Below are 25,500 nucleotides of genomic sequence, written 5' to 3'. Positions count from 1 at the left end.
CGAGCTTGCTTGCGATGGCCGTTTCAGCGGCTCAGATACATCCGCGTCGTCAGCAGATAAACCGGCAGCCCCGACACCAGGATCAATAGCGCCGCATAAGGCGCAGCTGCTGCGAACTCAACATTTGAGGTATGTGCCCATACGGCTGTTGCCAAGGTGTTGAGCCCGGTGGGGCTGAGCAGCAGCGTGGCGGTCAACTCTTTCATCGCATCCAGGAACACCAGCGCGAACGCCGCACCCAGCGCCGGGAAGATGATCGGCAGGGTCACGCGACAGAACGCGCTGAACGACGAAGCTCCCAATGTTCGCGCGGCCTCTTCCAGCTGCGGCGCAGCCTTGTTCAGCGCGGTACGCACCGGCGCTTGGGCCAGCGGCAGGAACAGCAGCGCATAGGCAATCAGCAGCAGACCTGAAGTCTGGTACAGCGCCGGTACATAATGCAGGGCGAAATACACCAGGCTCAGGGCGATCACCAGCCCTGGCAGGGCGTGCAGCAAGTAGGGCAGGCGTTCGGCCCATAGCGCCAGGCGACCCTTATGACGTACCACGAGCAGGCCGACCGGCACCGCCAGTATCAGGCAGAGCGCAGCGCCGCCAAGTGAAAGCGCCAGCGATGACAGCAGCGCCTCGCCGATTTCGGCCACCGGAAATGCGGCGGAAGTACCCACCGCCAGCCAGTACGCCAACATCCCCAGCGGAATACCGCTGCCAATGACCGTCAATGCCAGGCAATACAACTGACCGGGTACTGCCCAGGCGCCGAGTCGCACTTGCTCGGGCTGTCGCGCCGCGCCCTGTCCGGTGCGCACATGACGGCCCCTACCGCGCACTCGCAACTCCAGCCACAGCAGGACCAGGCACAGCGCCAACAACACGGCCGACAGCATGGCGGCATTGGCGTTACTGAATTCCAGCTCGAATTGCTGATAAATCGCTGTGGTAAAGGTCTGCAGGCCGATGATCGACAGCGCGCCGAACTCCACCAGCATGTGCAGGGCAATCAGCAATGAGCCAGCCAGCAGCGAAGGCCAGAGCAGCGGCAAGGTGACGCGAAAGAACACGCCCCAGCGATTCTGCCCCAAGGTGCGCGCGGACTCTTCGAGGGAGGGGTCGAGGTTGCGCAGGGTTGCTGCCACGGGAAGAAAGATCAGCGGGTATTTGGACAGGGTCATCACCAGGATCGCCCCGCCCAGTCCCTCGAATTGGGCGCTGAGGGAGACCCAGGTGAAGCTGCTGACAAACGCTGGCACCGCGAACGGCAGGCACAGAATGACGCCCCAGGCCCGGCGGCCCGGCAGGTTGCTGCGCTCCAGCAGCCAGGCCAGGGACAGGCCGATGACGCCGCAGGCCAGCGTGACGCCGATCATCAGCGCCAGGGTATTGCGCAGCAGGCCGAACACGTACGGTCGCCATAGCAGATGCAGCGCCTCGGTCCAGCCGGCTTGCCAGGCTTTTGCGGTGACGTACAGCAGCGGCAGAGCACTCAGCAGCACCAGCAGCAAGACGGGAAGCAGCAACCCAATCGACGGGCGCTTGCGTCGTGGAACGTAATTGCCGGCAGTCAGCGAAGGCGTCATCAGTTCAGGCCGACTTCACGTTCCAGCTCCAGTGCCTCTTCGGCGTTGCCAAGGTCGGCCGGGGTGACTTTCGGTGGTTCGAGCTCATTGAAAGGCTTGAGGCCGCGATCCGACGTCATGCCCTTGTGCAGCGGGTATTCGGCGGACGTCTGGGTGATCACGCGCTGGCCTTCTTCACTGGCCATGTAGGCGAGCAATTGTTGGGCTTCCTTGGGGTGTTTGCTGGATTTGAGCGCAGCTGCGCTGGAGACGGTGACCAGGCCGCCGGCGTCGCCGCCAGTGAAATAGTGCAGTCTGGAGTCGAGCTGGCCTTTTTCCCGCTGCAGGGCGAACCAGTAGTAATTGTTCACTAGCACGGTTGCCACTTCGCCGTTCTCCACGGCCTTGAGGACAACCATGTTGTTGCTGTAGACCTTGCCGAACGCGCGCAGCCCGGTGAGCCATTCTTCGGCTGCTTCCTTGCCATGCAATTTGATAATGGCGACGGCTTGTTCCTGGAACGCACCGCTGGTCGGTACGAAGCCGACCTTGCCCTGCCATTGCGGCTGGGCGAAATCGAGGACGGTTTTCGGCAGGTCTTTTTCGTCGATCAGCTTGGGGTTGTAGGCGACCACGCGCACGCGGGCGGTCACGCCCATCCAGGCGCCATCGCGGGCCACATAGTCCTTGGGCAGTACGTTGAGGGTCGCGTCGTCGATCTTCGCCAACAAGCCTTGCTCGCCGAGTTTGTTCAGCGGCGGCGATTCTTCGGTGTAGATCACATCGGCTGGGGAGCGCTCACCTTCTTCGACCACTTGGCTGGCGAGCTGGTTGCTGCTGCCCTTGCGCACGTTGACGTGGATACCGGTCTTGGCTTCGAAGGCCTTGGCCAGTTCGTCGCCGACTTCTTTGTGCTGGCCGTTGTAGAGGGTCAGCTCCACTTTGTTGGCGGCTTCGGTGAGGGGCGTGGCGAGGGTCAGGCTGAGCAGGGTGAAGGCCAGGGTGCGGCGCAGGGTGGTTCGAAACATCATTCGCGGGGTTCCTCACTGTCGTGTAGCAAAAACTTGTAACAATGATAAACGATATTGTTTCTCATGTGCGTCTTGACGATAAGTGGGGAGTCTGGTTTGTCTGGCAGATTGTCAGGGAGGGGGGGCGCTAAGCCCGGAAACGCAAAAACCCGCTTTCGCGGGTTTTTGAGAGGCTCAAGGCTAGAAACCTTGAAGCTTGAATTGGTGCCCAGAAGAAGACTCGAACTTCCACGACCTTGCGGTCACCAGCACCTGAAGCTGGCGTGTCTACCAATTTCACCATCTGGGCAGCATCTTCAGCGTTGCCGCTGTTGATGTGGCGCACTATACGGAGCGCGTTTTGATCTGTAAACCCCTGTTTTTGTTTTGATAATTGCCAAAACGGAAAGCCAGTGGGGCGAAACGCAAAAACCCGCTTTCGCGGGTTTTTGAGAGGCTCAAGGCACGAAACCTCGAAGCTTTGAATTGGTGCCCAGAAGAAGACTCGAACTTCCACGACCTTGCGGTCACCAGCACCTGAAGCTGGCGTGTCTACCAATTTCACCATCTGGGCAGTATCGACAACATGTGTTGTCGTCGATGGCGCGCACTATACGGAGCGTGTTTTTAACTGTAAACCCCTGCGAGCAAAAAAACCGTTAAATTTCACGAGCGGTGCGATCCGGGGCTTTAAAGGTCGGTCAAAAGACTTTAGAAAAGGCATCTGACGCTTGAAATTTCCCGTTTCATTACGCCTATGCCAAACTAACCCGCATATAGACAAGGTGAAAACTCTCTAATGGCCGATTGGCAGTCCCTCGATCCCGAGGCCGCTCGTGAAGCGGAAAAATATGAAAACCCTATTCCTAGCCGCGAACTGATCCTGGCGCACCTCGCCGATCGGGGGTCGCCTGCTAGCCGCGAGCAACTGGTCGAAGAGTTCGGCCTGACCACCGAGGATCAGCTCGAAGCCCTGCGCCGCCGTCTGCGTGCCATGGAGCGCGATGCTCAACTGATCTATACCCGGCGTGGCACCTATGCCCCGGTCGACAAGCTCGATTTGATCCTGGGCCGCATCGCTGGCCACCGTGATGGCTTCGGCTTCCTGATTCCGGACGATGGCAGCGACGATCTGTTCATGAGTCCGGCGCAGATGCGCCTGGTGTTCGATGGTGACCGTGCACTGGCCCGCGTATCCGGCCTGGACCGTCGTGGGCGCCGCGAAGGCGTGATCGTTGAAGTGGTGTCCCGCGCCCACGAAACAGTCGTCGGCCGCTATTTCGAAGAAGGCGGTATCGGTTTTGTCATTCCGGACAACCCGAAAATCCAGCAGGAAGTCCTGGTCACTCCGGGCCGCAACGCCAACGCTCAGGTCGGTCAGTTCGTCGAAGTAAAGATTACCCACTGGCCGACCCCGCGCTTCCAGCCTCAAGGCGATATCGTGGAAGTGGTCGGTAACTACATGGCGCCGGGCATGGAGATCGACGTTGCCCTGCGCACATACGACATTCCCCACGTCTGGCCTGAGGCGGTCCTGAAAGAGGCCGCCAAGCTCAAGCCGGAAGTCGAGGAGAAAGACAAGGAGAAGCGCATCGACTTGCGCCACTTGCCGTTCGTGACGATCGATGGCGAAGACGCACGGGACTTCGACGATGCCGTCTACTGCGAAGCCAGGCCAGGCAAGTTGCGCCTGTTCTCCGGTGGCTGGAAATTGTACGTGGCGATTGCCGACGTCTCCAGCTACGTGAAGCTCGGCTCGGCGCTGGACGCCGAAGCCCAGGTGCGCGGCAACTCGGTGTACTTCCCCGAGCGCGTGGTGCCGATGCTGCCAGAGCAACTGTCCAATGGGCTGTGCTCGCTGAACCCGCAAGTCGATCGCCTGGCTATGGTTTGCGAGATGACCATCTCCAAGTCCGGCGAGATGACCGATTATTGCTTCTATGAAGCGGTGATTCACTCCCACGCCCGCCTGACCTACAACAAGGTCAGCGCGATGCTGGAAACGCCGAAGCTGGCCGAGTCGCGCAAGCTGCGTGGCGAGTACACCGATGTGGTGCCGCATCTCAAGCAGCTTTATTCGCTGTACAAGGTGTTGCTGGCGGCACGTCATGTGCGGGGGGCGATCGATTTCGAAACCCAGGAAACCCGGATCATCTTCGGCTCCGAGCGCAAGATCGCCGAAATCCGTCCGACCGTTCGCAACGATGCACACAAGCTGATCGAGGAATGCATGCTGGCGGCCAACGTGGCTACCGCTGAATTCCTGAAAAAGCACGAGATTCCTGCGCTGTACCGGGTCCATGACGGTCCGCCGCCTGAGCGCCTGGAAAAACTGCGAGCGTTCCTCGGTGAGCTGGGCCTGTCCCTGCACAAAGGCAAGGACGGCCCTTCGCCGAAGGATTACCAAGCCCTGCTGGCCAGTATCAAGGATCGCCCGGACTTCCACCTGATCCAGACCGTCATGCTGCGTTCCCTGAGCCAGGCGGTGTACAGCGCCGATAACCAAGGCCACTTCGGCCTGAATTACGAAGCCTATACCCACTTCACGTCGCCGATCCGTCGTTATCCCGACCTGCTCACGCACCGGGCGATCCGCAGCGTCATCCATTCGAAGATGGACACTCCGCACGTCAAGCGTGCCGGCGCGATGACCATTCCCAAGGCTCGCATCTATCCGTACGACGAAGCAGCCCTGGAGCAGCTCGGCGAGCAGTGCTCGATGAGTGAGCGGCGTGCCGACGAAGCGACTCGCGACGTAGTGAACTGGCTCAAGTGCGAGTACATGAAGGATCGCGTGGGTGAATCGTTCCCGGGCGTGATCACCGCCGTGACCGGTTTTGGCCTGTTCGTCGAACTGACCGATATCTACGTCGAAGGCTTGGTGCACGTCACCGCGCTGCCAGGCGACTACTACCACTTCGACCCCGTGCATCACCGCCTGGCGGGCGAGCGCACTGGCCGCAGCTTCCGTCTTGGCGACACCGTTGAAGTGCGCGTGATGCGCGTCGACCTTGACGAGCGCAAGATCGACTTCGAAATGGCCGAGAAAACCATCAGCGCGCCGATTGGTCGCAAGAAGCGCGGTGCCGAAACCGCGACGCCTGCGGCCAAGACCGCCGCCGAACCAGCACCGTCCAAGTCCGGGCGTCGCGGTCCGGCCAAGGAGAAGGCCGCCGAAGCCTATCGCCCGAGCGATGCAGCGGCGAAAAACGCCGAGCTGCGCAAAAGTCGTGAAATGAAGCAGGCGTTGCTGACCGAAGCCAAGAACGGCGGTAAAGCGTCGTCTGGGGGAAAGGCCGCAAGGTCGGCCCCGGACAAGGCGACCAGCAAACCGAGCAAGCATCGTAAAGGCCCGCCGAAAGCAGGCTCGGCCCCAGCCAAGAGTGGCGGGGCGCGTAAACCCAAGGCCAAGTCATGAGTCAGTTGGAGAAAATCTACGGCGTGCATGCCGTGGAAGCGCTGCTGCGTCACCACCCCAAGCGGGTCAAGCAGATCTGGTTGGCGGAGGGGCGTAGCGATCCGCGGGTGCAGACCCTGATTGAATTGGCCGGCGAAAATCGCGTGGCGGTCGGCCAGGCTGAGCGTCGTGAGATGGACGCCTGGGTCGAAGGCGTGCACCAGGGCGTCGTGGCTGAAGTCAGCCCGAGCCAGGTCTGGGGCGAAGCGATGCTCGACGAGCTGCTCGACCGAACCGAAGGCGCGCCCCTGTTGTTGGTGCTGGACGGTGTGACCGACCCCCACAACCTCGGTGCCTGCCTGCGTTCGGCAGATGCCGCCGGCGCGCTGGCGGTGATCGTGCCCAAGGACAAGTCGGCGACGTTGACGCCCGTGGTGCGTAAAGTCGCTTGCGGCGCGGCGGAAGTGATTCCATTGGTGGCTGTGACCAACCTGGCGCGCACCCTGGAGAAACTCCAGCAACGCGGCTTGTGGGTCGTGGGCACGGCGGGCGAGGCCGAAGTCAGCATTTATGACCAGGACCTGACGGGCCCGACCATCCTGATCATGGGGGCCGAAGGCAAGGGCATGCGTCGCCTGACTCGTGAGCATTGCGACTACCTGGTGAAGCTGCCGATGGCCGGCAGCGTCAGCAGCCTCAACGTTTCGGTCGCGACCGGTGTCTGCCTGTTCGAGGCCCAGCGCCAGCGTGGCGTCAAAACAGCCGCTTCGCGCAAGTTGTAAGCTTCAAGCGGCAAGTTCAGAGCTGATCGCGGTATCAGCTTGCCGCTTGTCGCTCGCTGCTTGCGGCTGTTCATTTGCCTTGCGCCGCCTTGAGCCCTTCTCTACAATTGCGCCCCTTGCTGTGATGGCAGGCACTTATGTGTCTAGCGTCCTCAAGTCCATAAGTGTCATTCACTCCTTGTCTGACCGTTTTTGAGCGGCAGGCTACAACCCGTAAGGAGCATTCATGCGTCATTACGAAATCATCTTTTTGGTCCACCCGGATCAAAGCGAGCAAGTCGGCGGCATGGTTGAGCGTTACACCAAGCTGATCGAAGAAGACGGCGGCAAAATCCACCGTCTGGAAGATTGGGGCCGTCGTCAACTGGCCTACGCAATCAACAATGTTCACAAGGCTCACTACGTGATGCTGAACGTTGAGTGCACTGGCAAGGCCCTGGCCGAGCTGGAAGACAACTTCCGCTACAACGATGCAGTGATCCGTAACCTGGTCATCCGTCGCGAAGAAGCCGTCACCGGCCAATCCGAGATGCTCAAGGCTGAAGAAAACCGCAGTGAGCGCCGTGAGCGTCGCGACCGTCCTGAGCACTCTGACAGCGCCGAAGGCGATGACAGCGATAGCGACAGCGACAACAGCGATAACGCTGACGAGTAATCCACGGACCTTTTAAGGAGCCAATCACATGGCACGTTTCTTCCGTCGTCGTAAATTCTGCCGCTTCACCGCTGAAGACGTGAAGGAGATCGATTACAAAGATCTCAACACTCTGAAAGCCTACGTATCCGAGACCGGCAAAATCGTTCCAAGCCGCATCACCGGTACCAAAGCTCGTTATCAGCGTCAGCTGGCCACCGCTATCAAGCGCGCCCGCTTCCTGGCCCTGCTGGCCTACACCGACAGCCACGGCCGCTGAGACCGGGCAGTCGACAAGTGGTAAGGGATTGAATGCATGCGCGCCTTAGCTGACTTCATCATGCGGGGACGTGTGCAGGCCACTCTGGTAGTGGCTGGATGTGCGGCATTGCCGTTGTTGTACTGGTTGGGTGCTGCCGCGGGTAGTCTTGTACTCCTGCGGCGCGGATTGAAGGACGCCTTGGGCGTTCTTGCTCTGGGGCTTCTGCCGGCTTTGCTCTGGTGGATGTATTCCGCTGACCCGCGCGCACTCATGGTGTTGCTGGGGTCTTCGGCGCTGGCGTTGGTATTGCGCGCCAGCGAATCCTGGAACCGCGTGCTGCTGGTCAGCATAGCGATAGGCGTGGTGTTTTCAGTGGTGCTCGGGGTGGCTTTCGCACCCCAGATCGAGATGCTGTCGCAGGCTTTGATAAAAATCCTGCCCGAGGCGCTCGGTGATCTCTACCAGAAGATGTCGGTAGAGGAGCAGGCGCGTTTCGCGTCCCTGATCGCCCCCGTCCTGACCGGCCTGATTGCGGCCTTGTTGCAGATCGTCAGTGTGCTGAGCCTGGTTATCGGGCGCTACTGGCAGGCGTTGTTGTATAACCCGGGTGGTTTTGGTCGCGAGTTTCGCGCCATCCGCTTCCCGCTTGGACTGGCGATGTTGCTGCTGGCGGGCATGCTTCTGGGGCCGAACTTCGGTCCGCAGATGGCCATGCTCACGCCGTTGTGCAGTGTACCGCTGGTGTTCGCCGCACTGGCCCTGATTCACGGGCTGGTGGCGCAAAAGCGACTGGCCAGGTTCTGGCTGGTGGGGTTGTACGTCACGTTGTTGCTGTTCATGCAGCTGATCTATCCGTTGCTGGTGGTCCTGGCCATCGTCGACAGCCTGATTGATTTTCGCGGTCGTATGGCGCCGAAAGACGCCGACAACGCGAACGGTGAAGGTTAAAAGTTAGAGGATTTTCACATGCAACTGATCCTTCTGGAAAAAATCGCCAACCTGGGCAACCTGGGCGATAAAGTAAACGTTAAGGCTGGTTACGGCCGTAACTACCTGCTGCCTTTCGGCAAAGCCACCGCTGCGACCGCTGCCAACCTGGCTGCGTTCGAAGAGCGTCGCGCTGAGCTGGAAAAAGCCGCCGCAGACCGTAAGGCATCGGCTGAAAGCCGTGCTGCCCAACTGGCCGAGCTGGAAGTGACCATCACTGCCACCGCTGGCGACGAAGGCAAGCTGTTCGGTTCGATCGGTACTCACGACATCGCTGACGCACTGACCGCCTCCGGCGTTGAAGTGGCGAAAAGCGAAGTTCGTTTGCCGAACGGCACCATCCGCAACGTAGGCGAATTCGACGTAGCCGTGCACTTGCACGCCGAAGTTGAAGCCACCGTACGCGTTGTCGTGGTAGCAGCTTAAGCAACACCTGTCGGCTGGTACCCTCGGGTGCTTGTCGGTAACATCGGGCACGATCCTGTCTACAGGTCGTGCCCTTTGTCTTTCTGCAATTCCTGATTTTCATAACCAGACGTGGCCATGAACGAAATCACCGCCCCCGAGCAATACGATCTGCAAACCGCTGCCCTGAAGGTGCCTCCGCATTCCATCGAGGCCGAACAGGCCGTGCTCGGTGGCCTGATGCTGGACAACAACGCCTGGGAACGTGTGCTCGATCAAGTCTCCGACGGCGATTTCTATCGGCATGACCACCGGCTGATTTTCCGTGCGATCGCCAAGTTGGCCGATCAGAACATGCCGATCGACGTCGTGACCCTGGCCGAGCAATTGGACAAGGAAGGCCAGACATCCCAGGTCGGCGGCCTCGGTTACCTCGGCGAACTGGCGAAAAACACGCCGTCGGTCGCCAACATCAAGGCCTACGCCCAGATCGTGCGCGAGCGGGCGACCTTGCGCCAGTTGATCGGCATCAGCACTGAGATTGCCGACAGTGCGTTCAACCCGGAAGGTCGCACCGCCGCTGAGATTCTCGACGAAGCCGAGCGGCAGATTTTCCAGATCGCCGAGGCCCGGCCAAAAACCGGTGGCCCGGTCAGCGTCAACGACCTGCTGACCAAGGCCATCGACCGCATCGACACCTTGTTCAACACTGACAACGCCATTACCGGCCTGTCCACCGGCTACACCGACCTCGACGAGAAAACCAGCGGCCTGCAGCCATCCGACCTGATCATCGTCGCCGGCCGTCCATCCATGGGTAAGACCACTTTTGCGATGAACTTGGTGGAAAACGCCGTGCTGCGCAGTGAAAAGGCTGTGTTGGTGTACTCCCTCGAGATGCCAGGCGAATCGCTGATCATGCGTATGCTCTCGTCCCTTGGGCGTATCGACCAGACCAAGGTCCGTTCCGGCCAGCTGGAAGACGACGATTGGCCGCGCCTCACCTCGGCGGTGAACCTGCTCAACGACCGCAAGCTGTTCATCGACGATACCGCAGGTATCAGTCCGTCGGAGATGCGCGCCCGAACCCGCCGCCTGGTGCGTGAGCACGGCGAGGTCGGGCTGATCATGATCGACTACCTGCAGTTGATGCAGATCCCCGGCTCTAGCGGCGACAACCGCACCAACGAGATTTCCGAGATTTCCCGTTCCCTCAAGGCCTTGGCCAAGGAATTCAACTGCCCAGTCGTTGCCCTTTCGCAGTTGAACCGTTCCCTGGAACAGCGCCCGAACAAGCGCCCGGTGAACTCCGACTTGCGGGAATCCGGAGCGATCGAGCAGGACGCCGACGTCATCATGTTCGTTTACCGTGACGAGGTGTATCACCCGGAAACGGAGCACAAGGGCATCGCCGAAATCATCATCGGCAAGCAGCGGAACGGTCCGATTGGTTTCATCCGCCTGGCGTTTATAGGCAAGTACACGCGCTTCGAGAACCTGGCGCCGGGCAGCTACAATTTTGATGACGACGAATAACCTATCCGCTTAATCCGCCTTTGTGGCGAGGGAGCAAGCTCCCTCGCCACAATTGGTCAAATTTTGTGCTATATTCCGCGCCCGCGATTTTTCATCTTCTATACCGGTCATCGACATGCAAGCAGCCAAGCCGTTATTTGACTATCCCAAGTACTGGGCCGAATGTTTCGGGCCAGCGCCATTCCTGCCGATGAGCAGGGAGGAGATGGATCAGCTTGGCTGGGATTCGTGCGACATCATCATCGTGACCGGTGATGCCTACGTCGATCACCCGTCGTTCGGCATGGCGATCATCGGCCGGCTGTTGGAAGCCCAAGGCTTTCGCGTCGGGATCATTGCCCAGCCGAACTGGCAGTCCAAAGACGACTTCATGAAGCTCGGCGAGCCCAACCTGTTCTTCGGCGTCGCGGCCGGCAACATGGACTCGATGATCAACCGCTACACCGCCGACAAGAAAATCCGCTCCGATGACGCCTACACGCCAGGTGGCCTGGCCGGCAAGCGGCCGGACCGTGCGAGCCTGGTCTATAGCCAGCGCTGCAAGGAAGCCTACAAGCACGTGCCGATCGTACTCGGCGGCATCGAAGCCTCCCTGCGCCGCATCGCCCATTACGATTACTGGCAGGACCGGGTGCGCAACTCGATCCTGATCGACGCCTGCGCCGACATCCTGCTCTACGGCAACGCCGAGCGGGCGATTGTCGAAGTCGCCCAGCGGCTGTCCTATGGCCACAAGATCGAAGACATCACCGATGTGCGCGGCACCGCGTTTATCCGCCGTGACACGCCGCAAGGCTGGTACGAAGTCGATTCCACGCGCATCGACCGTCCGGGCAAGATCGACAAGATCATCAACCCGTACGTCAACACCCAAGATACCCAAGCCTGCGCCATCGAGCAGGAGAAGGGGCAGGTCGAGGACCCGAGCGAAGCCAAGGTCGTGCAAATCCTGGCCAGCCCGAGAATGACCCGCGACAAGACCGTGATTCGCCTGCCGTCGGTGGAAAAGGTTCGTGGCGACGCGGTGCTCTACGCCCACGCCAACCGAGTCCTGCACCTGGAAACCAACCCGGGCAACGCCCGCGCCCTGGTACAGAAGCACGGCGACGTCGACGTCTGGTTCAACCCGCCGCCCATTCCGATGACCACCGAAGAAATGGACTACGTGTTCGGCATGCCTTACGCACGTATCCCCCATCCGGCATACGGCAAGGAGAAGATCCCGGCCTACGAGATGATCCGTTTCTCGGTGAACATCATGCGTGGCTGCTTTGGCGGCTGCACCTTCTGCTCGATCACCGAGCACGAAGGCCGAATCATCCAGAACCGTTCCGAAGAGTCGATCATTCGCGAGATCGAAGAGATCCGCGACAAGGTCCCGGGCTTCACCGGGGTCATTTCCGACCTCGGCGGCCCGACCGCGAACATGTATCGCATCGCCTGCAAGAGCCCAGAAATTGAATCCGCGTGCCGCAAGCCGTCCTGCGTGTTCCCTGGCATCTGCCCGAACCTGAACACCGACCACTCTTCGTTGATCCAGCTGTACCGCAGCGCACGGGCACTGCCTGGGGTGAAGAAGATCCTCATTGCCTCCGGCCTGCGTTACGACCTGGCGGTCGAATCGCCGGAATACGTCAAGGAGCTGGTGACCCACCACGTCGGCGGCTACTTGAAAATCGCGCCGGAGCATACCGAGGAAGGTCCGCTCAACCAGATGATGAAGCCGGGCATTGGCAGCTATGACAAATTCAAGCGGATGTTCGAGAAGTACTCCAAGGAAGCCGGGAAAGAGCAGTACCTGATTCCGTACTTCATCGCGGCCCACCCGGGCACCACCGACGAAGACATGATGAACTTGGCGCTGTGGCTCAAGGGCAATGGCTTCCGGGCCGACCAGGTGCAGGCGTTCTATCCGTCTCCAATGGCCACCGCCACCGCCATGTACCACTCGGGCAAGAACCCGCTGCGCAAGGTCACCTACAAGAGTGATGCGGTGACTATCGTCAAGAGCGAGGAGCAACGCCGCCTGCACAAGGCCTTCCTGCGCTATCACGACCCGAAGGGCTGGCCGATGCTGCGCGAAGCGTTGACCCGCATGGGCCGCGCCGACTTGATCGGACCGGGCAAGAACCAGCTGATTCCATTGCACCAGCCGGCCACCGACAGCTACCAGAGTGCTCGTCGCAAGAACTCGACGCCGGCCGGCAGCCACAAGGTGGCCAAGGAAACCACCAAGATCCTGACCCAGCACACCGGTTTGCCTCCGCGCGCGAGCGACGGCGGCAATCCTTGGGACAAGCGCGAACAAGCCAAGGCCGCCGCGTTTGCCCGCAACCAGCAGGCCGCCAAGGAGCGCAAGGACGCGGCGAAGGGCAAAGGACCCAAGCCCGCACGCAAGCCAGTCGTGCCGCGCTGATCGCCAGAGCTACAACGTAGAACGCCAGCCTTGAGTGCTGGCGTTTTGCTTTCTAGCGAGGGTGCTGGCCGTTTGTTATCGTGGCGACCGGCGATGTCAGTCAATTAAGTGCAATCAAACCGGACACAGCCTTTGTGGCGAGGGAGCTTGCTCCCGCTCGGCGGCGAAGCCGTCGTAGACCGGCTGGCGCGGTCTGCCTGAAAGATTGCGCCAGTTCATTTGGGACTGCTTCGCAGCCCAGCGGGAGCAAGCTCCCTCGCCACGGGTTTCAGTGTCGATCCCGATACCCTGTGGGGCCCACACAGACAATTAAAGTCTCACCCATCGATTCTCAAGGACGATTCATATGAGTACTCCTTTGCCGGGCATCGGCATGGACAACAGCATCTCCCAGATGATGGCCCGCCGCCGCATCGAAAGCCTGATCAACCTGCCGCGCCTGTTCGCTGCCATTGATGCCGATCCGGGCATTGTCGGCGCGGGTGTGGTGTACATCGACGCTGAATTCAACGTAGTGACGTTGCGTGAGTTCAAGCCAATTTGCAGCATCAAGCCCAAGCGGATCATCTTGCGCGAGGCGCAGAAATATATTGCACCGGCTCAGTTTGCTGACCAGGTAACGAACAACCCGCGTGAGTCTCGCTTGGTAGGGGAGGCCGTCAATACGACGTTATCCTGTGCTGGCGCCATTTTGGGATGGATTGTGGTGTTCAGCGGCACTATTGCAGTTCCGTTTACTGCTGGGGCTAGCTTGGTCGTCACAGCCATTGGGGTCACTGCCGCCTCCGCGAGCACGGCACAGTGCGTGGTTGGAGGCATGCGAACGTACAACGAGCTCAACGATCCATCAGCTAACGATGATATGGACAGTGAGGATTGGTATCGCTACGCGATGCCTGTGCTGGATGCTGCATCGCTGTTGGGGGCTGGAGCGTCTACGTTAACCACGCTCAAACTTCTGCAAGCCAGGAAAGTCTCGACCGGCAAAAGTTGGTATGAGCTTTCAAAAGGTTTGACCCGACAACAACGAAAGGCATTGACCAAAGAATTGTTGACGCTGAAGGACCCAAGCCTGACGAATAAATTGTTAAAGCTTCGACAACGTTCGGGGACGCTAGCAAAGCGTTTCACGGCCACTCAGATTAACCATGCAACCGTGACCCAGATTCGCGATTCTCTGGGGGCTGCTATCGGCCTGACGGGCAGTAGCTTGTCTGGAAATCTGAAGACCATCGCCGTGGGGCTGTATGAGGAAATTGAATGATGGATCGCAAGCATTCATTGAACGCGTTCCTTGCGCACTATTTCCCGACCTTCATCTGCGCTTTCTTTCTAGCCTGTTTTGCCTTGTCCGCTTCGATTTCATTGGCCTCAAGTACTTATTTTCGAGGCGATCCTGAACGGGGAAAATATTCTTTTCTGATTGCCTTGATGCTATCCCTGCTTTTGGCGTTGAGTCATTTCGTCATGATCAGAGGACGAACTTGGGGTGTTCGTAGCATTGTTGTGTTCTATCTGGTGTGCCTTTTCACTGTCCTTCCCACCTACGGCTATAACCCGCACCCCATCGCCTATATAACTGGATTGTTGTTTCCCTTGCTGGGATTGCTGTTACTCAACAGCAAGCGACACCGAGAAATGCGCGGCAAGCTCGTGGAGATCCGCCACCAACGCGAACGCATCATCAAGTCCGCCAAGACCTCGCGCCCGCGCCGCTGAGTCGATCCGCCGGCGCCTGCGCCGCATTTATGTGCGGCCTGTGCAGATCAATACAGGCATCGCGCGGTTTTAGTGCTCTACTGCCTTGAGTAGAAGTAGAAAGTGTCCGACCTGCCTGCATGGCATAAGTCTTGCGCCGCTTTCGATAACGCCCAGGCTCCGCAGGAGGCACGCCGTGTCGATCCATGTCGCTTTGCACCATGTCACGCATTACCGCTACGAGCGCGCCGTCGAGCTCGGCCCGCAGATCGTCCGCCTGCGCCCGGCCCCCCATAGCCGCACGCGGATACTTTCGTATGCGCTGAGGGTCTCGCCCGACCAGCACTTTATCAACTGGCAGCAGGATCCTCAGGGCAACTACCTGGCGCGACTGGTGTTTCCGGAAAAAACCGCTGAGCTGCGGGTCGAAGTCGATCTGGTCGCCGAAATGGCGGTGTTCAATCCGTTCGATTTTTTCCTCGAGCCCTACGCTGAAAAAATTCCGTTTACCTACGCCCCCGACGAAAAGCATGAGCTGACGCCTTATCTGGAAAAACTGCCGCTGACGCCCAGGTTCCAGGCGTATCTGGACGGCATCGACCGCACCCCGCTGCCGGCGGTGGATTTCCTGGTGGCGTTGAACCAGCGCCTGAGCGAAGACATCAGTTACCTGATCCGCATGGAGCCCGGCGTACAGACGCCGGAGCACACCTTGGAGCATGCGTCCGGCTCCTGCCGCGACTCGGCCTGGTTGCTGGTACAGCTGTTGCGTCACCTGGGGCTGGCGGCGCGTTTTGTTTCCGGTTACCTGATCCAACTGACCGCCGACGTGAAAAGCCTCGACGGCCCATCCGGTACGGAAGTGGATTTCACCGACCTGCATGCCTGGTGCGAAGTCTATTTGCCGGGGGCCGGCTGGATTGGCCTGGATGCCACGTCCGGGTTGTTCGCCGGCGAAGGACACATCCCATTGGCGTGCAGTCCCGATCCGTCCTCGGCTGCACCGATCAGTGGCCTGGTGGAGCCTTGCGAGTCCGAATTCAGCCACGAAATGTCCGTCGAGCGCATCTGGGAGGCGCCGCGGGTGACCAAGCCATACACCGAAGCGCAATGGTTCGAGATCCAGGCGCTGGGCCGACAGATCGATGCCGACCTGCTGGAGGGCGACGTGCGCCTGACCATGGGCGGTGAGCCAACCTTCGTCTCCATCGACGACCCGGACGGCGCCGAGTGGAATACCGCCGCGCTGGGACCAGACAAGCGCCGGCTCTCCGCCGAGCTGTTCCAGCGTATGCGCGCGCACTACGCGCCCCAGGGGCTGGTGCACTTCGGCCAGGGCAAGTGGTACCCCGGCGAGCAATTGCCGCGCTGGTCGCTCAATTGCTACTGGCGCCGTGACGGGGTGCCGATCTGGCGTAACGACGCGTTGATTGCCGACGAGCAGCAGGACTACGGCGCCGATGGCGAACTCGCTGGACGTTTCCTGGCGAGCGTCGCCGAACGCTTGAACATTCCCGCGCGATTCGTGTTTGCGGCCTACGAAGATAATTTTTATTACCTCTGGCGCGAAGGCACGTTGCCTTCGAACGTGACGGCCGAAGATTCTCGGCTGGAAGAACCTTTGGAGCGGGCACGGTTGCGCAAGGTCTTCAATCAAGGATTGGACAAGGTCATCGGCCAGGTCCTGCCACTGGCTCGCACCGCGAAGGGCAATCAATGGCAGAGCGGCCGATGGTACCTGCGCGACAACCATTGCAGGTTGGTACCGGGCGATTCTCCCCTGGGCTATCGCCTGCCACTGGCGTCCCAGCCGTGGGTGACGGCGGCTGAATACCCGTTCATCCATCCCACCGACCCGAATCAGGATTTGCCCGAGTTGCCCGACACTTCGCACCTGGCCGATCACGGCGAGCCGGCGCTGGAGCAGGAGCGCGCGCCGAAGATCGACGAATCGGCCGATTGGCTGACCCGCACCGCTTTGTGTGCCGAGGCCAGGGAAGGACGCCTGTATCTGTTCATGCCGCCGCTGGAGCGGGTCGAGGATTATCTGGAGTTGGTCAGCGCAATCGAGGCGACGGCCGAGGAGCTCAATTGCCCGGTCCTGTTGGAGGGCTACGAGCCGCCGAGCGATCCGCGCCTGAGCAGTTTGCGCATCACGCCGGACCCAGGCGTCATCGAGGTCAACGTACAGCCGTCGGCAACTTGGGATGAGTTGGTCGAGCGCACCGAATTTCTGTACGAGCAAGCGCGCCTGAACCGACTGACCACCGAGAAATTCCTGATCGATGGCCGGCACACAGGCACCGGTGGCGGTAACCATTTCGTCCTCGGAGGTGCGACGCCGGCTGACTCACCTTTCCTGCGCCGTCCCGACTTGCTGCGCAGCCTGATCAGCTACTGGCACAACCACCCGTCGTTGTCCTACCTGTTTTCCGGCTTGTTCATCGGCCCGACATCCCAGGCGCCCCGCGTGGACGAAGCGCGCAACGACTCGCTGTACGAACTGGAAATCGCCTTCGCGCAAATGCCCGAGCCCGGCGAAGCGTGTGCGCCCTGGCTGGTGGATCGGTTGCTGCGCAACCTGCTGATCGATGTGACGGGCAATACCCACCGCGCCGAATTCTGCATCGACAAGCTCTATTCTCCGGACGGTGCCACCGGGCGACTCGGCCTGTTGGAATTGCGCGCTTTCGAAATGCCGCCTCACGCCCGCATGAGCCTGACCCAGCAATTGCTGTTGCGGGCATTGGTCGCGCGGTTCTGGCGCGAGCCCTACGCGCCGGCCAAGCTGGCACGCTGGGGCACTGAGCTGCATGACCGCTTCTTGCTCCCGCATTTCATAGAGCAGGATTTCGCTGACGTCATCGCCGAGCTCAATGTCGCCGGTTATCCGCTGCGCGCCGAGTGGTTCGCCGCGCACTTGGAGTTCCGGTTTCCAAAGGTCGGCGATTATGCGGTCAACGGCATCGAGCTGCAGTTGCGTCAGGCGCTGGAGCCTTGGCATGTGCTGGGGGAAGAGGGGGCGGTAGGCGGCACGGTGCGCTATGTGGATTCGTCCCTGGAACGCTTGCAGATCAAGCTCAGCGGCCTGGCCCCGCAACGGTACCTGCTGACTTGCAATGGCGTGCCGGTTCCCTTGCAACCCACCGGTCGGGTGGGCGAGTTCGTCGCCGGGGTGCGTTTTCGCGCGTGGCAACCGAGCAATTGCCTGCAACCGACCATCCCGGTCCATGCGCCGCTGGTCTTCGATCTACTCGACACCTGGATGCAGCGTTCGCTGGGCGGATGCCAATATCACGTGGCGCATCCGGGCGGGCGCAACTACGACAGCCTGCCGGTGAACGCCAACGAAGCGGAGAGCCGGCGGATGGCGCGTTTCTTCCGGATCGGACACACGCCTGGGAAACTTCCGATACCCAGCCTGGCGGTGGATGACGAGTTTGCGCTCACTCTCGATCTGCGACGTTTTAAGGCCGCGTTGAAAAATTAACCAGACCGTGGCGAGGGAGCTTGCTCCCGCTCGGTTGCGCAGCGACCGTAAATTTTTGGGGCCGCTGCGCAGCCCAGCGGGAGCAAGCTCCCTCGCCACGATGATTGCAGTCTGAAAACCAGGCCGGATCAAACACAAAACACACCTATCCGGGCCTCATGCGCTTGCGCTAGTCTCACCTTTCCTTGCCGTACTGCCGAGCTTTCCATGCCTGACCTGCTTGACCGTTATCCGCTGACAACGGGTACTTATCACGAGTTGCTGGATGGCAGCGGCGCCGTGCGTGCGCACTGGCGGCGGCTGCTGGACCAGTTGCAGCGCAGCACGCCGGCCCAACTGGTCCAGCGTCAAGCACTGCTGGCCAGGCAGATCCAGGAGAACGGCGTCACCTACAACGTCTACGCGGACCCGAAGGGCGCTGATCGGCCGTGGGAGCTGGACCTGCTGCCCCACGTCATCGATGCCCAGGAATGGAAGCTACTGTCGGCCGGGATCGCCCAACGGGCACGCTTGCTCAATGCGGTGCTGGCCGACCTGTACGGGTCGCAGCGGCTGATCAGCGAGGGACTGTTGCCAGCGGAGCTGGTGTTCGGACACAACAATTTCCTCTGGCCGTGCCAGGGCATTGCCCCACCCGATGGCGATTTTCTGCACCTGTATGCCGTGGACCTGGCGCGTACGCCCGACGGTCGCTGGTGGGTCACTGCGGATCGTACCCAGGCGCCTTCAGGGGCTGGTTATGCGTTGGAAAATCGCATGATCGTCTCCCGGGCGTTTCCGGACCTGTATCGCGACCTGAAGGTAAAGCACCTGTCCGGTTTCTTCCGCACCTTGCAGGAAACCCTCGCCCGGCAGGCCCCCTGCGATGGCGAGCCACCGTTGGTGGTGCTGTTGACGCCCGGCCGGTTCAACGAAAGTTATTTCGAACATCTCTATCTGGCGCGCCAGCTTGGCTATCCACTGGTGGAAGGTGGCGACCTGACTGTTCGGGATGCCACGGTCTATCTCAAGACCCTCAGCGGGCTACGACGGGTCCACGCAATCATGCGGCGCCTCGATGACGATTTCTGCGATCCGCTGGAGCTGCGCACCGATTCTGCCCTTGGCGTGCCGGGCCTGCTGGAAGCGGTGCGCCAAGGACGGGTGTTGGTGGCCAATGCCTTGGGCAGTGGCGTGCTGGAATCGCCGGGCCTCCTGGGATTCCTGCCGAAGATCAACCAGTATCTGTTCGGCGAGGAACTGATGTTGCCGTCCATCGCCACCTGGTGGTGTGGTGAGCCGCCAGTGCTGGCCCAGGCCTTGGAAAAGCTGCCTCAGTTGCTGATCAAGCCTGCGTTTCCGTCCCAGAGCTTCGCGCCGGTGTTCGGCCGTGACCTGAGCGAGCAGCAGCGCGGCCAACTGGCGGCGCGCATGCAGGCGCGACCCTATGCCTACGTCGCTCAGGAGCTGGCGCAACTGTCCCAGGCGCCAGTCTGGCAGGCCGAAGACGGGCGGATCCAGCCCCGGGCCATCGGCATGCGCGTGTATGCCGTGTCCGGGAAAGATGATTATCGGGTCCTGCCAGGTGGCCTGACCCGCGTGGCCGCCGAGGCCGACGCCGAAGTGGTGTCGATGCAACGCGGTGGTGCCAGCAAGGACACCTGGATCCTGGGTGAACACGCATCGGGTGGCGAACAGTGGAAGGCCCAGCGGACCGTCGGCGTCCACGACCTGGTGCGACGCGATCCGTACCTGCCATCCCGAGTGGTGGAAAACCTGTTCTGGTTTGGCCGTTACTGCGAACGTTGCGACGACAGCGCGCGCCTGCTGCGGATCATGCTGGCGCGCTATGTCGATGGCGACGACCCGCAGGCCCTGCTATCGGCAGTGTCGCTGGGCGAGAGCCTGATGCTGCTGCCGGAGGAGGGCGAGCTGCCCGAGCGCCTGCTGGCGGCGCTGCTGGGGGATGACTGGTCGTTCAGCCTGCGCTCCAACTTGCAGCGCTTGCAGTGGGCTGCCTCACAGGTACGCGGCAAACTCTCCCGGGAGAACTGGCAGGCGCTGGTGGAATTGCAGCGCGAAGCCGCAGAGCTGGAGACCAGCGAACCGGACTTTGGCGAGCTGCTGGATTTTCTCAATCGATTGGTAATGTCGTTGGCCGCGTTGTCCGGTTTCGCCCTGGACGACATGACCCGTGACGAGGGCTGGCGCTTCCTGATGATCGGTCGACGCCTGGAGCGCCTGCATTTTCTTAGCAGCAGCCTGGCGGCATTCTTGCGGGGCGAGGCGGTTTTCGATCAGGCCGGGTTGGAGTGGTTGCTGGAGTTGGGTAACAGTAGCATCACGTACCGCTCGCGTTACTTAGCGGTGGCGCAGTTGATTCCAGTGCTCGATCTGTTGTTGCTGGACGAACAGAACCCCCACGCAGTGCTCTTCCAATTGAAATTGGTGGCACGCACCCTTAAACGCCTGAACGATGATTTCGGCGCACCGCGGGAAACCGCATTGCCGGAGCTGGTGACGCGCCTGTCACGCTTTGACCTGCGCTGCCTGGAGAATCCCCTGTTCGGCGAGGCCAGCCTGCGCGCCGCTCTTGATGGACTGGCCGATCTGTTGCAGGAAGTGGCCGATGTCAGCGGACAGGTTTCCGATCGCTTGGCGTTGCGCCATTTTGCTCACGTCGATGATGTCAGCCAGCGCACGGTGTCCGTCTGATGAACGCCCGTTACCAGATTCTCCACGATACCCATTATCACTACGACAGCCCGGTGTCCCTGGCCCAGCAACTTGCCCACCTGTGGCCGCGACCCTGTGACTGGCAGCGTTGCACCGAACAGCAGTTGCTGATCAGTCCGCAGCCGACCACCCGGCGCGATGAACAGGATGTGTTCGGCAATCCGCTGACCCGACTGGCCTTCGAGCGACCCCATGACGAATTGTTGGTCAATGCCCGCCTGAGCGTCGAAGTGCTGGCACGGCCCAACCTGGATTTCAGCCTGTCCCCCGCCTGGGAGTCGACCCGCAACCTGCTGACCTACAGCGGTCGGCCACTTCCGGCGCCGCTGCTGGACGCCTGCCGCTACCGTTTCGAGTCACCCTATGTGCACCTCAAGCGCAATTTCGTCGAGTTTTCCGAGAGCTGTTTTCCGCTGGGACGACCTTTGATGGTGGGCGTCCGCGCGCTGATGGAAAAGATTTTCGAAGAGTTCACCTTCGACGCAGAAGCCACCCAGGTGGCGACGCCCTTGGTGGAAGTGCTGGAGCGACGCCGGGGTGTGTGCCAGGACTTCGCCCACTTGATGCTGGCTTGCGTACGCTCCCGTGGGCTGGCGGCGCGTTACGTCAGCGGCTACCTGCTGACCCAGCCGCCACCCGGCCAGGCGCGGTTGATTGGCGCCGACGCTTCTCACGCCTGGGTTTCGGTGTTCTGCCCGGTATTGGGTTGGGTGGACTTCGACCCGACCAACAATGTGCAGCCGGCCCTGGAACACATCACCCTGGCCTGGGGCCGGGATTTTTCCGATGTGTCGCCGTTGCGCGGGGTGATCCTGGGGGGCGGTACCCACGACCCCGAAGTACGAGTGACGGTGATGCCGTTGGAGTCGTGATCCAATGTCCTGAAATCCGGGCGGTTTCGTGCCGACGTTCAGTCATGAACACAAGGAGATCGGGCTGTTCGAGCCGGGCCATTGCCGGAGAACCTGCCGGTGGGTTATCGCCTGTCGATTATCAAGGCGCTGGAGCTGTGAGGGCCGGCAGCGAGGCGGCCGGCCCTGGACACAGAACTGAGGGTCTCAGGCGTCAGGCGCCTGGTCTTTCGGTGCATCAACATCGTCTTCTGCCGTCACTTCGCCTTCGGTATCCGGGTTCAGTGCTGCGGCTTCCTCTTCAGCTGTAGCTTTCTTGCGCTGAAGCTTTTCCTCTTTCTTCTGCTCCTTGGCCAAGTCTCTCTGACGTTTGGCGAAGGAATAATTGGGTTTAGCCATGGGCGATCCTCTGGGGTCGAAGGTGAGGTTGAGCGGCGCGTATTCTGCCCTGTATCGGGGTCGAGCCGTTAGCTGGGTTTTTGCTCGGCCCATTTTGGTTGCACCGACGGTTGCCATTCGTCCAGTGCGTCGAGCAGATTGTGCGCTGATTCGCTCAGTTGCAGCATGTCACGATGGGGCGCGCGGACGAAGCCCTCGCCGACGATATGATCGAGAAAACCGGTGAGTTTGCTGCAGAAACCGTTCACTTCCAGCAGCCCCAGCGGTTTTCCATGATAACTGTCCTTTATTGCGCAAAGGAATTAAACCTCGCGGCGAGGTTTTTCATAGGTGCCACTGGCGCCGCAGGCGTAGGCGGCGAGCAAGCTGCACAGCAGGCTGTTGAGGTTCATGAGGGGGCGCTCCAAAGAGGTGATGACGCTGATCATAGGGGCGAGTCAGACTTCTGGCTGGTTGATTATGTCCATCAGGCTGATAGGCTTAAGTTGTATACAATCTTTGATTCAGGTCATAGGAACTTGTCTCAAATTCAGGCAGTCTTCCCCTTTGACGGAATTTTGTTAACCATGCCTTGGAGATTCACGATGTTTGCCAAACTTGTTGCAGTATCCCTGTTGACGCTGGCCAGCAGCCAACTGATGGCAGCGGAGTGCAAGACCACGATCGACTCGACCGACCAGATGTCCTTCAGCACCAAGGCCATCGAGATCGACAAGAGCTGCAAGACATTTACCGTGGAACTGACCCATTCGGGCAGCTTGCCGAAAAACGTCATGGGCCATAACTGGGTGCTGAGCAAAGAGGCCGACATGCAGCCGATCGCCACTGACGGCCTGGCGGCAGGCATCGACAAGGATTACCTGAAGGAAGGTGATGCTCGTATCATCGCCCACACCAAGCTTATCGGCGCCAAGGAAAAGGACTCGGTGACCTTCGATGTTTCGAAACTGGCTGGCGGCGATAAGTACGGTTTCTTCTGCTCGTTCCCAGGCCATATCTCGATGATGAAAGGCACTGTTACCCTGAAGTAACCGACCTTTCAGACACAAAAAAGCGCCCCCATGCAGGGCGCTTTTTTTTGGGCGAAACAGCCCTAAGGGAGCGGGCGTCCGGTCACGGGGCGTAAGGCATCACCCGCTTGTGCTCGGTCTTGCGATAGGTGTCGCAAATGATCCTGGCCGCCTCTTCGCGAATGGGTTGCCCATGCAGGAAGGCGTCAATCTCGCCGTAGGTCACGCCATGGGCCGCTTCGTCCGGCCTGCCCGGGGACAGGTCTTCCAGATCAGCGGTCGGGACTTTTTCCACCAGCGATTCTGGCGCGCCAAAGTCACGGGCGATGGCCCGGACCTGGTTTTTCACCAGGCCGCTCAGCGGGGCTAGGTCACAGGCGCCATCACCAAACTTGGTGAAGAAACCCATGACTGCCTCGGCCGCATGATCGGTGCCGATCACCAGGCCTTGTTCCGCGCCGGCGATGGTGTATTGCGCCACCATGCGCATCCGCGCCTTGGTATTGCCCAGCACGAAGTCCCGTGAACCCGGGGCCTTGCCTTCGAATGCCAGGACTTCTTTTGCCAAGGCTTTGACCGCGGGGCCGATGTTGACGGTATGACGCTCGTCCGGCTCGATGAAGTCGACGCAGGCTTGGGCTTCGTGCTCGTCGAACTGGGTTTCATACGGCAGGCGCACGGCGACGAACTTGTATGCCGCATTGCCGGTTTTTTCCCGAAGCTCGCGCACGGCACGTTGGGCCAGCAGGCCAGCGGTCAACGAGTCGACCCCGCCGCTGATCCCCAGCACCAGGCTCTTGAGCCCTGAGTTGACGAGGCAGTCCTGAATGAAACCCACCCGGCGAGCGATTTCGGCCTTGAGGGCGGCGTCATCGGCGAACGGTGGCTGGACCTTGAGCTGTTCAGCAATCTCACGCTGTACGGCTTGCATGAATTCACTCCTTGCTTGATGTGCCTTAATGGGCGGCAGGTACTTGGAAAACATGTCGCATGTAGGCGACGAAATTCGGATCCTTGCAGTGGGTCTTGCCGGGCTCGTCTGAAATCTTGGCCACGGGTTGCCCGTCACAGCTGATCATTTTAAGCACGATGCTCATCGGCTCCACGCCTGGAATGTCACAGGTCAGGTTGGTGCCGATACCGAAGCTCACATTAATGCGACCACGCAAGGCACGGAAAATATCCAGGCATTTGGGTAATGTCAGGCTGTCGGAGAACACCAGCGTCTTGCTCATCGGGTCGATGCCCAGCTTGTGGTAGTGCGCAATGGCTTTTTCCGCCCAGATGACAGGATCCCCTGAGTCATGGCGCAAACCGTCGAACAGCTTGGCGAAGAACAGATCGAAGTCCTTCAAGAAGGCGTCCATGGTGATGCAGTCGGTCAGCGCGATACCCAGCAGGCCGCGGTATTCGCGAACCCAGCAATCAAGCGCGGCGATCTGGCTGTCGATCAGCCGCGGGCCCAGTTGCTGGTGGGCCATGATCCACTCGTGGGCCATGGTGCCCAAGGGTTTCATATCCAGCTCCCGGGACAGGTGCACGTTACTGGTGCCGACGAACCGCCCTGGGAAATCGTGCTTGAGCACGTTCACCACTTCTTCCTGGACTCGGTAGGAAAACCTGCGTCGAGTGCCGAAATCGGCTACCTGCAGCTCGGACAATTCGTCGGCGCTGGCGTTGGCGGCCAGCCAGTCGAACTTGCGATAAAGCTGCTCCCGCGCCTGCTCCAGGACGATCTCACGGTAGCGATAGCGATTGCGCACCTCGCTGACGATGGCCAGCAACGGCACCTCGAACAGGATGACGTGCAGCCAAGGCCCGCGTAGACGGATGAACAACTCGCCGTTTTCGATGCCGGTGTGCACGTACCGCAGGTTGAAACGAAACAGCCCCAGGAACCTGAGGAAATCCGGCTTCAGGAAGCTGATGCGCTCGAGGAAACTCAGCTGGTCGGCGCTCAGGTTCAGCTCGGCCAGGCGCTCGATCTGGAAGCGGATCTCCGCCAGGTACGGACGCAGGTCCTCGCTGTTGCGGCAACGAAACTCCCACTCGACTTCGACGTTGGGGTAGTTGTGCAGCACCGCCTGCATCATCGTCAGTTTGTAGAAATCGGTGTCGAGCAGGTTCTGCACGATGCGATCGGCAAATACACTCTCGCTCATAACGGGAATCTCCAGACAGATAGCTGCGGCGGCAGCGGCGTACGGCAGTTGTGGTGGAAGGGCTAGTGGCGCATAACCGCGATGGTTATTGCCAGTATTTTTTAGCGTTTGCGGGTCTTTTGTGGCGAGGGAGCTTGCTCCCGCTCGGCTGCGAAGCAGACGCAGAATTTTTCATCTGACAGAATTTTTA

General features: G+C 60.4%; 20 protein-coding genes and 2 tRNA genes. 14 read left to right on the top strand and 8 right to left on the bottom strand.

Annotation, left to right across the window (positions count from 1 at the left end; all coding sequences use genetic code 11):
• Positions 1 to 23: 23 nt before the first annotated feature.
• From J3P95_RS22670 to J3P95_RS22655, 4 genes are all read right to left on the bottom strand, one after another.
• Positions 24 to 1,577, bottom strand: a complete 1,554-nt coding sequence (locus J3P95_RS22670) for an ABC transporter permease (RefSeq protein WP_434579584.1) — start codon at positions 1,575 to 1,577, stop codon at positions 24 to 26.
• A complete protein-coding gene (locus J3P95_RS22665) occupies positions 1,577 to 2,587 on the bottom strand; it encodes an extracellular solute-binding protein (protein ID WP_434579585.1) in 1,011 nt (336 codons plus the stop codon). Before J3P95_RS22665 ends, J3P95_RS22670 begins: the two co-directional genes overlap by 1 nt.
• Positions 2,588 to 2,789: 202 nt before the next feature.
• Positions 2,790 to 2,876, bottom strand: a tRNA-Leu gene (locus J3P95_RS22660).
• Positions 2,877 to 3,053: 177 nt separating this feature from the next.
• Positions 3,054 to 3,140: transfer RNA gene (locus J3P95_RS22655), tRNA-Leu, on the bottom strand.
• A 225-nt stretch (positions 3,141 to 3,365) separates the two neighbouring features.
• Here J3P95_RS22655 and rnr point away from each other — a divergent pair.
• The 13 genes from rnr to J3P95_RS22590 all read left to right on the top strand — a co-directional run bounded on the left by rnr (position 3,366) and on the right by J3P95_RS22590 (position 21,760).
• Positions 3,366 to 5,984, top strand: coding sequence for a ribonuclease R (gene rnr, locus J3P95_RS22650; RefSeq protein WP_434579586.1), 2,619 nt, complete (start codon positions 3,366 to 3,368; stop codon positions 5,982 to 5,984).
• Entirely contained in the window at positions 5,981 to 6,745 is a 765-nt protein-coding gene (gene rlmB, locus J3P95_RS22645) for a 23S rRNA (guanosine(2251)-2'-O)-methyltransferase RlmB (RefSeq protein ID WP_434579587.1), read from the top strand. The genes rnr and rlmB overlap by 4 nt, the downstream gene beginning before the upstream one ends.
• 226 nt (positions 6,746 to 6,971) lie before the next feature.
• Positions 6,972 to 7,400, top strand: coding sequence for a 30S ribosomal protein S6 (rpsF, locus tag J3P95_RS22640; protein WP_025211554.1), 429 nt, complete (start codon positions 6,972 to 6,974; stop codon positions 7,398 to 7,400).
• A 28-nt stretch (positions 7,401 to 7,428) separates the two neighbouring features.
• Positions 7,429 to 7,659 carry a 30S ribosomal protein S18 gene (gene rpsR, locus J3P95_RS22635; protein ID WP_002551829.1) on the top strand — a complete coding sequence of 77 codons (231 nt, stop codon included), beginning with the start codon at positions 7,429 to 7,431 and terminating at the stop codon, positions 7,657 to 7,659.
• Positions 7,660 to 7,695: 36 nt separating this feature from the next.
• Entirely contained in the window at positions 7,696 to 8,589 is an 894-nt protein-coding gene (locus J3P95_RS22630; RefSeq protein ID WP_186610740.1) for a hypothetical protein, read from the top strand.
• Positions 8,590 to 8,607: 18 nt separating this feature from the next.
• Positions 8,608 to 9,054 carry a 50S ribosomal protein L9 gene (rplI, locus tag J3P95_RS22625; RefSeq protein ID WP_003186385.1) on the top strand — a complete coding sequence of 149 codons (447 nt, stop codon included), beginning with the start codon at positions 8,608 to 8,610 and terminating at the stop codon, positions 9,052 to 9,054.
• Between the two features lie 117 nt (positions 9,055 to 9,171).
• Positions 9,172 to 10,569, top strand: a complete 1,398-nt coding sequence (gene dnaB / locus J3P95_RS22620; protein ID WP_014336312.1) for a replicative DNA helicase — start codon at positions 9,172 to 9,174, stop codon at positions 10,567 to 10,569.
• 115 nt (positions 10,570 to 10,684) lie between these two features.
• Entirely contained in the window at positions 10,685 to 12,985 is a 2,301-nt protein-coding gene (locus tag J3P95_RS22615; RefSeq protein WP_434558861.1) for a YgiQ family radical SAM protein, read from the top strand.
• 346 nt (positions 12,986 to 13,331) lie between these two features.
• Positions 13,332 to 14,249 carry an NAD synthetase gene (locus J3P95_RS22610; protein WP_434558859.1) on the top strand — a complete coding sequence of 306 codons (918 nt, stop codon included), beginning with the start codon at positions 13,332 to 13,334 and terminating at the stop codon, positions 14,247 to 14,249.
• Positions 14,246 to 14,704 carry a hypothetical protein gene (locus J3P95_RS22605; RefSeq protein ID WP_434579588.1) on the top strand — a complete coding sequence of 153 codons (459 nt, stop codon included), beginning with the start codon at positions 14,246 to 14,248 and terminating at the stop codon, positions 14,702 to 14,704. Before J3P95_RS22610 ends, J3P95_RS22605 begins: the two co-directional genes overlap by 4 nt.
• Before the next feature lie 175 nt (positions 14,705 to 14,879).
• Entirely contained in the window at positions 14,880 to 18,173 is a 3,294-nt protein-coding gene (locus tag J3P95_RS22600) for a DUF2126 domain-containing protein (protein ID WP_434579589.1), read from the top strand.
• Positions 18,174 to 18,380: 207 nt separating this feature from the next.
• Positions 18,381 to 20,867 carry a circularly permuted type 2 ATP-grasp protein gene (locus tag J3P95_RS22595; protein ID WP_434558853.1) on the top strand — a complete coding sequence of 829 codons (2,487 nt, stop codon included), beginning with the start codon at positions 18,381 to 18,383 and terminating at the stop codon, positions 20,865 to 20,867.
• Complete coding sequence (locus tag J3P95_RS22590; RefSeq protein ID WP_434558851.1) at positions 20,867 to 21,760, top strand: transglutaminase family protein; 894 nt, start codon at positions 20,867 to 20,869, stop codon at positions 21,758 to 21,760. Before J3P95_RS22595 ends, J3P95_RS22590 begins: the two co-directional genes overlap by 1 nt.
• Before the next feature lie 186 nt (positions 21,761 to 21,946).
• Here the strand turns inward: J3P95_RS22590 and J3P95_RS22585 are convergent, their stop codons facing one another.
• Complete coding sequence (locus J3P95_RS22585) at positions 21,947 to 22,138, bottom strand: hypothetical protein (protein ID WP_186610748.1); 192 nt, start codon at positions 22,136 to 22,138, stop codon at positions 21,947 to 21,949.
• A 68-nt stretch (positions 22,139 to 22,206) separates the two neighbouring features.
• Positions 22,207 to 22,428: an LOG family protein gene (locus J3P95_RS22580; RefSeq protein ID WP_434626714.1), complete on the bottom strand. Its 222-nt coding sequence runs from the start codon at positions 22,426 to 22,428 to the stop codon at positions 22,207 to 22,209.
• A gap of 294 nt (positions 22,429 to 22,722) precedes the next feature.
• Between J3P95_RS22580 and azu the strand changes: the two genes are divergently transcribed.
• The gene (azu, locus tag J3P95_RS22575) at positions 22,723 to 23,169 is read left to right on the top strand and encodes an azurin (RefSeq protein ID WP_434558849.1); all 447 of its coding nucleotides are present in this window, start codon (positions 22,723 to 22,725) and stop codon (positions 23,167 to 23,169) included.
• An 82-nt stretch (positions 23,170 to 23,251) separates the two neighbouring features.
• Here the strand turns inward: azu and nadE are convergent, their stop codons facing one another.
• Together nadE and pncB are read right to left on the bottom strand one after the other, a co-directional pair.
• The gene (gene nadE / locus J3P95_RS22570; RefSeq protein WP_434579590.1) at positions 23,252 to 24,079 is read right to left on the bottom strand and encodes an ammonia-dependent NAD(+) synthetase; all 828 of its coding nucleotides are present in this window, start codon (positions 24,077 to 24,079) and stop codon (positions 23,252 to 23,254) included.
• Positions 24,080 to 24,104: 25 nt separating this feature from the next.
• Positions 24,105 to 25,310, bottom strand: coding sequence for a nicotinate phosphoribosyltransferase (pncB, locus tag J3P95_RS22565; protein WP_434558845.1), 1,206 nt, complete (start codon positions 25,308 to 25,310; stop codon positions 24,105 to 24,107).
• Positions 25,311 to 25,500: the final 190 nt, after the last annotated feature.

It is taken from the genome of Pseudomonas sp. Z5-35 (genome assembly GCF_051131945.1).
Classification (GTDB): Bacteria; Pseudomonadota; Gammaproteobacteria; order Pseudomonadales; family Pseudomonadaceae; genus Aquipseudomonas; species Aquipseudomonas marvdashtae.
This window is presented reverse-complemented; position numbering and strand designations above follow the sequence as displayed.

Bases quoted from the DNA above. Each gene is read 5' to 3' on its own strand.
- J3P95_RS22605 (WP_434579588.1), top strand. From the start codon at position 14,246: ATGATGGATCGCAAGCATTCATTGAACGCGTTCCTTGCGCACTATTTC.
- rplI (WP_003186385.1), top strand. From the start codon at position 8,608: ATGCAACTGATCCTTCTGGAAAAAATCGCCAACCTGGGCAACCTGGGC.
- pncB (WP_434558845.1), bottom strand. From the start codon at position 25,310: ATGAGCGAGAGTGTATTTGCCGATCGCATCGTGCAGAACCTGCTCGAC.
- J3P95_RS22610 (WP_434558859.1), top strand. From the start codon at position 13,332: ATGAGTACTCCTTTGCCGGGCATCGGCATGGACAACAGCATCTCCCAG.
- rpsR (WP_002551829.1), top strand. From the start codon at position 7,429: ATGGCACGTTTCTTCCGTCGTCGTAAATTCTGCCGCTTCACCGCTGAA.
- rpsF (WP_025211554.1), top strand. From the start codon at position 6,972: ATGCGTCATTACGAAATCATCTTTTTGGTCCACCCGGATCAAAGCGAG.
- azu (WP_434558849.1), top strand. From the start codon at position 22,723: ATGTTTGCCAAACTTGTTGCAGTATCCCTGTTGACGCTGGCCAGCAGC.
- J3P95_RS22615 (WP_434558861.1), top strand. From the start codon at position 10,685: ATGCAAGCAGCCAAGCCGTTATTTGACTATCCCAAGTACTGGGCCGAA.
- J3P95_RS22630 (WP_186610740.1), top strand. From the start codon at position 7,696: ATGCGCGCCTTAGCTGACTTCATCATGCGGGGACGTGTGCAGGCCACT.
- J3P95_RS22595 (WP_434558853.1), top strand. From the start codon at position 18,381: ATGCCTGACCTGCTTGACCGTTATCCGCTGACAACGGGTACTTATCAC.
- nadE (WP_434579590.1), bottom strand. From the start codon at position 24,079: ATGCAAGCCGTACAGCGTGAGATTGCTGAACAGCTCAAGGTCCAGCCA.
- rlmB (WP_434579587.1), top strand. From the start codon at position 5,981: ATGAGTCAGTTGGAGAAAATCTACGGCGTGCATGCCGTGGAAGCGCTG.
- J3P95_RS22590 (WP_434558851.1), top strand. From the start codon at position 20,867: ATGAACGCCCGTTACCAGATTCTCCACGATACCCATTATCACTACGAC.
- dnaB (WP_014336312.1), top strand. From the start codon at position 9,172: ATGAACGAAATCACCGCCCCCGAGCAATACGATCTGCAAACCGCTGCC.
- rnr (WP_434579586.1), top strand. From the start codon at position 3,366: ATGGCCGATTGGCAGTCCCTCGATCCCGAGGCCGCTCGTGAAGCGGAA.
- J3P95_RS22665 (WP_434579585.1), bottom strand. From the start codon at position 2,587: ATGATGTTTCGAACCACCCTGCGCCGCACCCTGGCCTTCACCCTGCTC.
- J3P95_RS22585 (WP_186610748.1), bottom strand. From the start codon at position 22,138: ATGGCTAAACCCAATTATTCCTTCGCCAAACGTCAGAGAGACTTGGCC.
- J3P95_RS22670 (WP_434579584.1), bottom strand. From the start codon at position 1,577: ATGACGCCTTCGCTGACTGCCGGCAATTACGTTCCACGACGCAAGCGC.